This is a genomic window from Saccharopolyspora sp. NPDC002578 (genome assembly GCF_053592695.1).
The window spans coordinates 1-12,044 of the sequence record NZ_JBSFWJ010000036.1; the positions used below are offsets into that span (position 1 = coordinate 1).

A 12,044-nucleotide genomic window follows, 5' to 3' on the forward strand; every position below is an offset into this window, starting at 1 on the left:
TATGGTTAAGGGTTTTAACTCGTGTGCTCTTCCGTACCCGATGCCCCCCCCCCCCCCCCGGCGAAAACGGGCGACAGCGCGCGGGAGGAACTGCGCCCGCGGGCGATTCCCCGGGGGCGCCGGATGCCCGAACGGGCCTCGGGCGCCCCGGCCTCGGATCAGCCGCCCGTCAAGCGGCGCCAGGCGCCGGTGCGCCAGTCGGCGTCGTCGAGGGTGATGCGGTCGCCCGCCTCGTCCCAGTGCACCAGTCCCCAGCCGTCGGTCTCGCCGCCCTCCTGCCAGCCGACCAGCGGCCAGTAGGCGAAGTTCGCGTCGTTGTCGACGAGGAAGTCCACGAAGTTCTCGAACCAGGCGCGCGCCTTCGGATCCTGCTCGCCGCGCCCCACGCCGAACTCGCTGATCCACAGCGGCGCCGTGTAGGGCATGCCGTCCTCGGTGACGAAGAACGCCTGCCTGCGCAGCACGTCGTAGAGCTCGTCGCGGGACATGTCCTGGTAGCGCGGATCGGTGGTCTCGCCCGTACCGGTGGCGCCGCTGTGATTGGGGCCGGTGTAGCCGTAGAAGTGCGCCGAGTAGACCAGCTTGTCCGGTTTCACCAGCTCGTGCGACAGCTCCCGCACCGGTTCCAGCGTCGGCCGCTCGTGCGGCAGCCCGTCGACCGGGAGGCCGGTCCAGTTGATGCCCTCGATGATGATCAGCAGGTTCGGGTTGGCCTCGTCGAGGATCCGGTCTCCCGCGCGCTGCGAGGCGGCGAACCAGTCGTGCTCGTCGCCGAGCCCCCAGTTCGGGTCGTCGAAGACGTCGCGGCGCACCTCGTTGTAGAGGTCCGCGCCGACCACCCGCGAGTTGTCGGCGTAGCGACCGGCCATGAACAGCCAGTCCTCTTCCCATTCCTGGTCGCTCTGCGCGCTGTTCCAGCGCTCGTTGCCGTCGACCCCGCAGCACCAGCGAGCCGTGTTGGTGTGGTTGTTCAGGATCACGGCGAGACCGCTGCCGGTGAGCGCTTCGACGGCGGCGTCGTAGACCTCCAGCCGCGTCTTGCCGCGCAGTTCCGGGTTCGCGGCGACCGCGTCGTCGGGCACGGCCGCCTCGTCGTCGATCATGTCGTTAGAGAACGGCAGCCGGATGCTGTTGATCCCGAGTTCCTGGAAGCTGCCGACGATGTCGCTCATCGAAGCCCGGTCCAGGCCGAGCGGGATGCCGTTGCCGTTCTCACCGTCGTGGTGGTTGGCCGGGTCGTCGACGTCGCCGCTGCCGTTCCAGGTGCCGCTGGCGCCGTGCCAGTTCCCGGACTTCAGCTTGAACGGGTCGCCGTCGGCGTCGACGATGCTGCTGCCCTCGGTGTGCAGCGGCCCGGTCCACGAGTCGTCCGGCTCCCCCGCCGCCGGTGCGGCCGGTGCCAGCAGCGAGGCCGCGAGCACGGCGGCGAGCGCGTTGGCGATCACGCGAGCATCTCCATCATCGGCTCCCTGAGGATCGGCCGATCCGCGGACCGGCGGCGCAAGCCCCATCCTCACAGCGATCACCACGCCGCGGAGATCCGGAAAATCCCCGCTTTTCCCGTTCAGCCCGGAAGAACCCGCGGACCGCGACCGATCACGTCCGATCCCGCTCCGCGGACGGCGTGGCGCGGGTGACGACGTCGCGGATGGTGGCGAGGGTGTCGTCGGGGTGGTCGAGGTGGACCGCGTGCGTCGCGCCGGGCCAGATGATGGGGCTCGTCCCGAGGGCGGACGCGAGCCGCTGGTGCGCGCGCCGGGCCTCGCTGGCGGGCTTGCGTTCGGCGGAGACGACGGCGGCCGGGACGCGTGGCAGGTCCGCCTCCCGGAAGTTCGCCGACAGCGCTCCGACCCCGACCAGCGCGGCGGCGAGCCCGGCGAAGTCGAGCGCACCTCGCGAGATCTGCCGGAACGCCGCTTCGCAGTCCGGCCGCAGCCCGAGGCGCCGCACCTCTGCCTCCATGTACCGGCCCACGAACGCGGACGCGATCCGGCGCGCGCCGGGGACGCGGAGGACGACCGCCATCGTGCGGCACACCCGCTCCAGCCGAACGGTGATGCCGGGGGCGTTGATCGGGGTGGGGTCCAGCAGCACGAGTCCCGCGACGTCCTCCGGGTGGTCGCGGGCGAGCAGCGCGGCCAACGCTCCGCCGAGGCTGTGGCCGACGACGACCACCGGCCCCGCGGCGCTTTCCCGCAGGGTGGCGTGCAGCGCGTGTGCCGTTTCCTGCAGCGTGCCAACGGTTTCGCCCTCGCCCGCTCCGGGGCGGTCGTGCAGGATGACGCGGCAGCCGGGGTCCGCGGTGAGTCCTTCGACCAGGCCGGGGAAGTACCCGTGCGCGGATTCCACGCCACCGGCCAGCAGCAGCACGGCGGGACCGACCGCTTCCGGAGCGGCGGCATCGGAATCCGAGGAGGAACCGGTGCGCGGGTCCTGCGCTCGGTGCTGTCGCGTTGCTTCGTCGACCACTGCCTGCTCCCGGATCGGTGTCGTTCGGCCTTGCGGGGCGCGAGGAGCGAACGGCCCCGATCGTCCGAACAGGACACTCCGAACGATCGACCGGATCGCGCTCTCGCGGAGCACCTGCGCACCCTCGCATGAGTGAGACATTGTCTCACTGCGGACTCAGAGTATCACTGTTTAGACTCGGTCCATGTCCAGTGGCGTACGCAAGCGCAGCCGGGAGCTCCTCCGCGCGGAGCTCGCCAAGGCGGCGGCCGACTACATCGCCGACGTCGGCCTGGAGAACACGACGGTCGCGGACATCGCCGGTGAGATCGGGGTGTCCCGAGCGACGTTCCACCGGTACTTCCACTCCAAGGAGGACGCGATCGTCGCCGCCGTGCGGGCGACGCGGATCTCCGCGGCGGACTGCGTGCGCACCGCCGACGCCTCGACCGGCGATTCGGTGTGGGCGACCGTGCGCCGCGCGTTCGACCCCGTGGTCGACGCGATCAACGCCGACGCCGCGGCCTTGCGCAAGCGCGCGCACCTGATCGAGTCCGCGGCGCCCGTGCGCGCACGGCTGGCCTCGCTCAACGACGTGGAACGCGAAGAACTCACCTCCGCCCTGCTGGACTGGGTGCCCGACGTGCTGCAGGCCCAGGCCGTCGCCGGAGCGACCGTGCTCGCGTTCGAACTGGCCTGGACCGTGTGGTCCACCGACGAGAACGCCGACTTCGGCCCCGCCCTGGACCGCGCGTTCGAAGCGATCACAGCCGTCGCAACACTCCGCCTGGACCCTTTGTGAGCGTTCGAGAACGCGCATGACGAGCACTTCGGCGGAGATCGGAGGTCCGTCGGCTCAGCAGAAGGTTGACGTCCTCAGCGCGCAGGTCACCCCACCGATCCGCAACGATGCGCCTCACCCACGGAGGTGACGGCGGAGTTCCGCCTCATTCCGCGTCCTCCTCCGGAGTTCGCATTGCGTCCTGAGTGGACGGTGCGGACAGGGCGGGGATGTCGGCGTGGGCGAGCAGGGCTTCGACGACGGCGTTCACCCCGGCCCGCGACGTCGTGCCCCGGCGCACCACGATGGTCACGTTGCGGTGCACCGGCGTGGTGAGTTCACGGGTGACGACCGCATGCCCTGGTGCCACCGCGAGGCCGGGCAGCAGCGCGAGCGAGCGGCCCGCTTCGACGTGCTGGAGCAGCAGCAGGATGTTGCTGAACCGGCAGGCGACCCGAGGTTCGAAGCCGGACTCGTGGCACAGGCGCAAGGTCAGCTCGGCCATGTAGGAACCGGGCCGGTCGCAGGCCCAGGTCTCCTCCGCGCAGGCGGCGAGGTCCACGACCCGGCGCTTCGCGAGCGGGTGCTCCGCGGGCAGGACCAGGACGACCGGGTCGGTGCCCAGCGGGATCAGGTCGAGGTCCTTGCCCCAGGGGAACTCGACGTAGTCGGTGGTCGTGACGATCACGTCGGCCTCGCCGGTGCGCAGCGCCGCGCCGCTCTCGTGCGGTTCGGATTCGATGAGTTCCACGTGCAGGTGCGGGTGCGAGTGCGCCAGGTGGGCCGCGACCGGTACGGCGAGGGTGGGGATCGCGCTCTGGAACACGCCGAGCCGGACGGTGCCGATCGGTTCGTTGTTCAGGGCGCGCAGCTCGGCCTCCGCCTCGGCCATCCGGTCCAGGATCTCCCGCCCGCGCCGGGCCAGCGCGATGCCGCTGCGGGTGAGCCGCACGCGGCGACCGGAGCGCTCCAGCAGCTGGGTCCGGGTCTCGCCTTCGAGCACGGCCAGCTGCTGGGAGACCGTCGACGGGCTCAGGTGCAGCGTGTCGGCCACCGCCCGGACCGTTCCCAGGTTGTCGAGCAGGCCGAGCAGGCGCAGGCGCCACGGGTTCAACACCCCTCCCATTGTGCGGCAATGCCGAACAGAAACGTCGACATCGTGTGATGGACGCGCATGGACCCGCGTTCGTAGCGTTGTCGTCATGCCGCACAACAGCGCCGCCCACCTGATCCGCTACTCGGGCCGGGGCGATTTCAGCCCGGCCGTCATCGATCGCGCCGCGGGCAGCTCGGTGTTCACCGAGGACGGCCGCGAACTGCTCGACTTCACCTCCGGGCAGATGAGCGCGATCCTCGGGCACTCCCACCCGGAGATCGTCGCGACCGTCCACGAGCAGGTGGGACGACTCGACCACCTCTACAGCGGCATGCTGTCGCGTCCCGTCCTCGACCTGGCCCGGCGGCTCGCGGACTCCGTTCCCGCGCCGCTGGAGAAGACCATGCTGCTGACCACCGGCGCGGAGGCGAACGAGGCGGCGCTGCGGATGGCGAAGCTCGTCACCGGCGGGCACGAGGTCGTGTCGTTCGCGCGTTCGTGGCACGGCATGACGCAGGCCGCCGCCGGCGCCACCTACGTGGCCGGTCGCGGCGGGTACGGCCCCGCCGCTCCCGGCAACTTCGCCCTGCCCGTGCCGGACCGGTTCCGCCCGGACATCGTCGACGCCGACGGGAACCTGGACTGGCGCAGGCAGCTGGACCTCGGGTTCGACCTGATCGACGCGCAGTCCGTCGGCGCCCTCGCGGCCTGCCTGGTCGAGCCGATCCTGAGCTCCGGCGGCGTCGTCGACCTGCCACCGGGCTACCTCGCCGCGCTGCGGGACAAGTGCCACGAGCGCGGGATGCTGCTGATCATCGACGAAGCGCAGACCGGGTTGTGCCGCACCGGCGACTGGTACGCCTTCGAGCGCGACGGCGTCGTGCCCGACATCCTCACCCTGTCCAAGACCCTCGGCGCGGGGCTGCCGCTGGCCGCCGTGCTGACCAGCGCCGACATCGAGCAGCGGGCGCACGACCGCGGGTTCCTGTTCTTCACCACGCACGTCAACGATCCGCTCCCGGCCGCGGTGGGCAACACCGTGCTGGACGTGCTCAGCCGCGACCGCCTCGACCTGCGCGCCGGTGAGCTCGGTGCCCGGTTGCGCGACGGCCTGCTGGAGCTCGCCGAGAAGCACTCCGCTATCGGCGACGTCCGGGGCCGCGGCCTGCTGGTCGGCCTGGAACTGGTCGACACCCCGGCGGGCGGCGACGCCGACGCGCTCGGCACCGCCGTCACCCGCCGTTGCGCCGAACTGGGCCTGCACATGAACATCGTCCAACTGCCGGGCATGGGCGGCACCTTCCGCATCGCCCCACCGCTCACCGCCACCGACGACGAGATCGACCGCGGCCTGAGCATCCTCGGCACAGCACTGACCGAAACCACCGCCTGACGCTCGCGGGTTCCGGCGCGGCCGATCGGCTCAGCTGATCGGCCGCGCCCAGTGGGCTTCGGCGTCGTCCAGCGCCTGCCGGATCCGCTGCTGCTCCCCGCTTCCGGTGGTCGGCAACCGCAGCAGCGGCATGTCGTGGAAGCGGAAGACCTGGTTCTTCAGCTCGTCCCGGCGCAGCTGTTCCGGCTTGTTCTCGTGGAAGGCGAAACCGTCGACCTCGATCGCCAGCAGCGGCCGGTTCGTCACGCGGTTGTAGACGACGAAGTCGACCGACGCCCGATGCCCGACGTACTTCGCCTGCTCCGGGGTGAGCACGCTGAGATCCGGGAACAGGTTCTGCACCAGCACTTGCGCCACGACCGTCAGGTGCTGGTAGCGCTCTTCGGCGAGGATGTCGTGCAGCACGGTCCACGCGATGTCCTCGGACTTGTAGGCCCGCTCGTTGCGCAGTCGCCCGGCCAAGGACCGCAGCCGTTGCGAATACCGCTGGTAGAGCAGGTCGAAGATCGAGACCACCGCGCTGTCGACGACGTCCTCGTCGAGATCGTGGTAGCGGATGTGCCCGACCAGGTCCCGGATGTGGCGGCTGGTCGGCATCATGTCGTTGTTCGTCACCAGGATGAAGCGCTCGATCGCCCGGGACACCGCCACGTTGATCAGGTGCGGATCGTCCGCGAACGGCAGACCGCTGCGACCGGGCCAGCTCTCGTCGAGGACGGTTGTCATCACGACGACCTTCTTCTGCCTGCCTTGGAACTTGTGCACGGTGTCGGAGGCGATCTGGTCGAGCAGGTCGCGAACCTTGTCCGCCTGGAGCCGGTAGGGCGTGGTGACGCCGATGTCGGCCGGATCGACTTCCGCGCAGTGAGCGGGAATCACCTCGGCTCGGATGACCTCCAGCTCGCGCCGGTTCGAACGTCCCCCGGTCCGGTGCCGGCGCATGTGGTTGCCCTCGACTGTGCGCACGACGATCATCGGGCGGCCGTCGCCACCGGACGTGTAAGGGATGAGCTCGTCGTCGTAGAACTTCTTGTTGCAGAACCCGATGATGGCCGGGTCGCACCGGTAGTGCTCGCGCAGGAGTTCCCTCGGGAGTTCGTCGCCGTGCACCTCCCGCAGCGATTCGAGGATGCTCTTCCTGCAGTCGTAGGCGGGGCTCGGTGCCACGTGGTCGGCCGCGGAAGCGATCGGGATGGGCGGCAGCTGCCGAGAATCTCCCACCACGACGAGATGGCGGCAGCACGCCAACGCCAGTCCGGCCACGAGCGGGTCGACCTGGGACGCCTCATCGATGATCAGGTAGTCGAGAAGGAAACCGCTCGCGATGCTGGAGCTCAACGAATGGCAGGTGCTTAGCAGGACCGGGTAGTCCTCGATGAATCGGCGGAACTCCTTGCCCCGCCGGTACTGGTCACCGTCGTGCACCGTGCGCGCCAGTCCGCGGTACCGCTCGCCCAGGTGCGCGTGCAGCGCCTGCACCGACAAGTCCCGATGTTCCTGCGCCAGCCGGTCGAAGTCCGCTCGTCGCAACTCGTCGTCGAGCCGGGCGATCTCCTCGTCCAGCTCGGCGATCCGCTTGGCGTAGTAGGCGCGCTGCAACCGGAGGACCACCTCGGTGTCCTCCGGGTCGAGGCCGCGCACCGAGCCGTACCGGAAGTACTTCCGAATCCGCCGGAACAGCCCTGGACGCGCGCCATTGCGCTCCAGCTCGCTCTCGGCCAGGTAGTCGAGGATTCGGCCGGACGAGCGGCGAAGCAGCGGGAGACCGGCGAGGTCCGGAATCTCGTCGCCGTGCAGATGCCGTTCGAAGTGCTCCCGCTCCAAGCGGTGCGCCGCGATCTCGTGCCGTCGCTCGGCCCGGGTCCGTTCGCCGGATTGCAGCCGACGCAGCCGCCGATCCACGTCGGCCAGCCGCCGCGGATCCGGCGGGGGCGGGGTCTCCGCGGCGAACGCGGCGACCTGAGCGTTGCGCGTGGCCTGGTCGGCGAAGAACGCCTTGCGCTTCTCCATCTTGCCGAGACTCGCGAGCACGTGCCCGAAACCCAGTTCTTCGAGCTTCTCCCGCACGTTGTCGACGGCCGAGTTGGTGTGCGACACGATGCCGACGGTCTCGTCCCGCACCGTGATGTTGGCGATCAGGTTCAGGATGGTCTCGGTCTTGCCGGTCCCCGGCGGCCCTTCGATGACCGAGGCGGAACAGGTGAGTGCGTTCTCGACCGCCTGGCGCTGGCTCAGGTTGCACCGGAACGGGAAGATCGGGACACCGGCCGGTTCCCGACGCTCGATCGGCCTGCCGGCCAGGTACGCCCCCAGCGCGCTCTCCGGGTCGACGAAGCTCAACCTGCGGTACGGCCGCACCAGCGGATCATCGTCGGGAAGCCCGGCCACCACGGCCCGCCAATAGCGGAACACGTCGGCCGCCGCCCCGGTTGCGGTTGCGGAGGTGAGGACGCGCACCTGGAAAGCCGGATAAGCGCGGTGCTTGACCCCCTCACCGCTTCGGTAGAAGACCCTGGACCACCCGCCCTCGGGTCCCGCGAACGTGGCGACCTCGATGGCGCTGTCCCAGACCGTGCCGCACACCTCGGCCCGGAGGTCCCCGCTGAGCGTGGTGTGTTGCGGATCGCGGAGAACACGCACCCGGTTCGCCCCGTACGGATAGCGCTTGCCACCGTTGAACATGATGCCCACGCGGCCGTCCGGCAGCGGCTCGACTCCGGCGATGTCGGCCGTCCGATCCTGGAACCGCCCGGTCGACTGATCCGAGATCAGCACTGCTTCACCGCGCGGATCCACCACTCGCGCCCCTCCGCCGATCGATCTTCACCTCGGCCATGCTGGCCGCCGGGGCCGGGCGCCCGAAAGCTTTAACGCCCGTTCGGGGCAATCCGGGAGCCCCCGTTCCGCCGAGATGCCGCACACGTGCGATTCGAGTTCGCCTGCGGCTCCGCCGGCGATCGCCGCGATCAAGGAGATCCGGCGCGTGCGACGTCGAATCCGGGTGGCACCTGCTGCGCGGCGGGACGCTCCCGCGCTACCAGGTGGTGCTCGCGTCCGAGGACGCCGCGGAAGGCCCTCGCGCGTTCGCCGAAAAGCGCCCACCCTCGTGGCAAGGGCGGTGACGCCCCGGAACCGCATGGAAGGGGCAAGGGCATGCTCGACGAGGTGCGCGTGGTGGCGTTCGACGTCTTCGGCACCGCCGTGGACTGGCACACCGGGATCACCACCGAGGTCGGCGAGGTCTTCGCGCACCGCGAGGTCGACCTCGACCCGGCGGCGTTCGCCGATTCCTGGCGCGAGCGCTACCTGCCGTCGATGGCGCGGGTCAACGACGGCGAACGCGAGTGGGCCTACCTCGACGCGCTGCACCGCGAATCGCTCGACGCCCTGCTCACCGAGCACGGGGTGGCCGACGTCGTGGACGAGGCCGACCGGGTCCGGCTGGTGCGTGCCTGGCACCGGCTGCCCGCGTGGCCGGACAGCGAACAGCTGCTGACCAGGTTGCGGCGCCGGTACACCGTGGTGGCGCTGTCCAACGGCGGATTCGGGCTGCTGGTCGAACTCGCCAAGACCGCGGGCCTGCCCTTCGACGCGATCGTGTCCGCCGAACTCGCGCGCAGCTACAAGCCCGCCGCCGGTCCGTACCTGACCACCGCGCGGCTGCTCGACGTCGCGCCGCACGAAGTGCTGCTGGTCGCCGCGCACGGCTGGGACCTCGACGGGGCGCGCGCCGCCGGACTGCGCACCGCCTTCCTGGAACGCCCCGCGGAGAAGGGCCCGCACCGCGAGGCGGACCGCGCAGCCGACACCACCTGCGACCTCGCCGCCACCTCCGCCGCTGACCTGGCCACCCGGTTGGGCTGCTGACGCCGCGCGGCACGTCTGCGACGGGGCCGCGGGGCTCGCCGTCGACCGGCTCGGTACGGCTCCGGGGACGTGCCGGGCCCACGCCGGTTCGACGGCGCCCGCGTCGGCGGTGCGGTCACCGGCGACGGCGACCGCGCGGGCTCACCAGAGGGGCGTGTCGTGCAGGACCACGCTCGCCTGCAGCGGAACCCGGCCGACATCGAGGCTGCGCACCGGCGAGTCCGGCCTGGCCGTGCCGAACGAGATCCCGAACAGCAGCTTGAGCTCGTCCGGCACGCCCAGCGCCTCGCGCACGGTAGCGGCGTCCAGGCCGTGCACGGCCTGGGGAATGCCGTGGAAACCTCGCCCGCGCAGCGACAGCAGGAAGTTCTGCGCGTACATCCCGACGTCGCTCGCGGCGCGCACTCCGCCGCCGAGCCGCGGCATGAACAGGAACGCGACGTGCGGGGCGCCGTAGAACCTCAAGTTGTCGCGCACGACCTCGTTCCGGCGTTCGCGGTCGGACCGCGCGATGCCCAGGACTCCGTACAGCGTCGCGCCGTGGTGCTGCGAACGCGCCGAGTGGACGCCGTCGCCGTAGGTATCGGTGAAAGTCGGGCGTACGCCGCTCCTCGTCGTGCGCCGCGAGCAGCGCGCCCGTCCGGCGCGGAAGGGTGGAATCGCGACGCCGTCCTTGCCTTCGAGAACGATACTGGTGTACATGTACCAACATGTATAGACAGGTGTCTCCGGGGAAGCGGCAGCAGATCGTCGACACCCTGACGCGGCGCATCCGCGACGGCCACTACCGGCCCGGCGACAAGCTGGACGGGGAGCTGCGGCTGGCCGAGGAGTTCGACGTGTCCCGGGGCACCGTGCGGCAGGCGCTCAGCGAGCTCCAGCACCAGCGCCTCATCGTCACGGAGACCGGGCGCGGCTCGTTCGTCATCTTCGACGGGCACCAGCTGAGCCAGGAACGCGGCTGGGCGCAATCCCTCGCGGGCACCGGCAGCACCGTCGCCGTCGCCGTCCTCGGCATCGAGCGCGTGCAGCGCTCCGAGATCCCGCTGCTGCCCGAGGACGTCCGGCTGGAGCAGGGCATCGCGGTCCGCCGCGTCCGGCTGCTGCGCTCCGGCAAGGACACCGTCGAGCCGATCTCCTTCGAATGCGCCACCCTCCCCGCCGAGGGACGCCTCGCGGAACTGCCGGAGACCGGCCTGATCCAGGGCTCGATCTCGCAGACCCTCGTGCAGGCCGGGTACCTGTCGACGCGCGGCACGCAGAGCGCGGACGTGCACGCGCTGGACGAGCGGGAGGCCGAGATCCTGGGCCACGACGCGGGAACCGCCTTCCTGCGCACCGCCCGCACCTCCTTCACCGACGACGGCCGGTTCGCCGAGCACGTCGTGTCGCTGCTCGACCCGCGGCACTTCACGCTCGCGTCGAACTTCGGGGAAGAACGGTGACCGCCGCGGATCCCGCGTTCGACCGCGCGCACGGCGCCCTGGTGGGCCTCGCCATCGGCGACGCCCTGGGCATGCCGACGCAGTCCATGCCGCGGGAGCTGGTCCGCGAGCGCTACGGCCGGATCGACGACTTCGCCGACGGCGCCGCCGATCAGCCGATCGCCCCCGGGATGCCCGCCGCCTCCGTCACCGATGACACCGACCAGGCGATGATCGTCGCGCGCCTGGTCGCCGACGGCGCCGGGAGCATCGATCCGCACGCCTTCGCCGCGGAGCTCATCGCCTGGGAGCAGGTGATGATCGAGCGCGGCTCGCTGGACCTGCTCGGCCCGTCCACCAAGGCGGCCCTGGCGAAGCTGCAGGCGGGCGCCTCCATCGAGGACACCGGCCGCTACGGGACCACGAACGGCGCCGCGATGCGCATCGCCCCGGTCGGAATCGCCCACGCCCGCGACGGCCGCCTGATCGACGCGGTCGTCGAGGCCAGCCGGGTCACGCACAACACCGGCCTGGGGATCTCCGCGGCCTGCGCCATCGCCGCCGCCGTCTCGGCCGGCATCGACGGGGCCGACACCGCGGGAGCGCTCAAGGCCGCCACCACCGCGGCGCGCGACGGCGAGGCTCGCGGGCACTGGGTGGCAGGCGGCTCCGTCGCGGAACGGCTGGACGCGTTCAGCCCGCACGCGCACCGCCTCGGCGACGAGGACTTCAAGTCGTTCCTCTACGACGTCGTCGGCACCTCGGTGCAGTCGCAGGAGTCCGTGGTGGCCGCGCTCCTGCTCGTCGAGCGCGGCGCCGAGTCCCCGTTCGACGCGCTGTGCACCGCGGCGTCCCTCGGCGGCGACACCGACACCGTCGCCGCCATGGCCGGGGCCGTTCTCGGTGCCGTGCACGGAATCCGCGCCTTCCCGGAGGCGGCGGTGCGCCGGGTGCTCGACGTCAACGACCTCGACCCGGCACCACTCGCGCGGCGGCTCCTCGCCGTGCGGCGATCGTCAACGAAGATGAGGTGAC

General features: G+C 71.1%; 10 protein-coding genes. 5 read left to right on the forward strand and 5 right to left on the reverse strand.

Annotation, left to right across the window (positions count from 1 at the left end):
* Window positions 1-158: 158 nt before the first annotated feature.
* Both ACWD38_RS17925 and ACWD38_RS17930 read right to left on the reverse strand, forming a co-directional pair.
* Entirely contained in the window at window positions 159-1,445 is a 1,287-nt protein-coding gene (locus tag ACWD38_RS17925) for a glycoside hydrolase family 5 protein (protein ID WP_343071468.1), read from the reverse strand.
* Window positions 1,446-1,596: 151 nt separating this feature from the next.
* On the reverse strand, window positions 1,597-2,469 hold the full coding sequence (locus ACWD38_RS17930; RefSeq protein WP_343071469.1) for an alpha/beta fold hydrolase: 873 nt from the start codon (window positions 2,467-2,469) through the stop codon (window positions 1,597-1,599).
* Window positions 2,470-2,653: 184 nt separating this feature from the next.
* Here ACWD38_RS17930 and ACWD38_RS17935 point away from each other — a divergent pair, with 184 nt between their 5' ends.
* A complete protein-coding gene (locus ACWD38_RS17935; RefSeq protein WP_184480224.1) occupies window positions 2,654-3,250 on the forward strand; it encodes a TetR/AcrR family transcriptional regulator in 597 nt (198 codons plus the stop codon).
* Window positions 3,251-3,395: 145 nt separating this feature from the next.
* Here ACWD38_RS17935 and ACWD38_RS17940 read toward each other — a convergent pair whose 3' ends face one another.
* Window positions 3,396-4,346: a LysR substrate-binding domain-containing protein gene (locus tag ACWD38_RS17940; protein ID WP_184480227.1), complete on the reverse strand. Its 951-nt coding sequence runs from the start codon at window positions 4,344-4,346 to the stop codon at window positions 3,396-3,398.
* 85 nt (window positions 4,347-4,431) lie between these two features.
* Between ACWD38_RS17940 and ACWD38_RS17945 the strand changes: the two genes are divergently transcribed.
* Window positions 4,432-5,718, forward strand: coding sequence for an aspartate aminotransferase family protein (locus tag ACWD38_RS17945; RefSeq protein ID WP_184480230.1), 1,287 nt, complete (start codon window positions 4,432-4,434; stop codon window positions 5,716-5,718).
* Between the two features lie 30 nt (window positions 5,719-5,748).
* Here ACWD38_RS17945 and ACWD38_RS17950 read toward each other — a convergent pair whose 3' ends face one another.
* Window positions 5,749-8,493 (reverse strand): AAA domain-containing protein, encoded by a 2,745-nt coding sequence (locus ACWD38_RS17950; protein ID WP_184480233.1) that lies wholly within the window; start codon window positions 8,491-8,493, stop codon window positions 5,749-5,751.
* A gap of 378 nt (window positions 8,494-8,871) precedes the next feature.
* On the opposite strand from ACWD38_RS17950, the gene ACWD38_RS17955 reads away from it, so the two are divergent.
* Window positions 8,872-9,585, forward strand: a complete 714-nt coding sequence (locus ACWD38_RS17955) for a haloacid dehalogenase type II (RefSeq protein WP_184480236.1) — start codon at window positions 8,872-8,874, stop codon at window positions 9,583-9,585.
* Between the two features lie 141 nt (window positions 9,586-9,726).
* On the opposite strand, the gene ACWD38_RS17960 is transcribed toward ACWD38_RS17955, so the two are convergent.
* A complete protein-coding gene (locus tag ACWD38_RS17960; RefSeq protein WP_450124489.1) occupies window positions 9,727-10,287 on the reverse strand; it encodes a nitroreductase family protein in 561 nt (186 codons plus the stop codon).
* A gap of 20 nt (window positions 10,288-10,307) precedes the next feature.
* On the opposite strand from ACWD38_RS17960, the gene ACWD38_RS17965 reads away from it, so the two are divergent.
* Both ACWD38_RS17965 and ACWD38_RS17970 read left to right on the forward strand, forming a co-directional pair.
* A complete protein-coding gene (locus tag ACWD38_RS17965) occupies window positions 10,308-11,030 on the forward strand; it encodes a GntR family transcriptional regulator (RefSeq protein ID WP_343071470.1) in 723 nt (240 codons plus the stop codon).
* Complete coding sequence (locus ACWD38_RS17970; protein WP_450124490.1) at window positions 11,027-12,043, forward strand: ADP-ribosylglycohydrolase family protein; 1,017 nt, start codon at window positions 11,027-11,029, stop codon at window positions 12,041-12,043. Before ACWD38_RS17965 ends, ACWD38_RS17970 begins: the two co-directional genes overlap by 4 nt.
* The last annotated feature ends 1 nt before the right edge of the window (window position 12,044 follow it).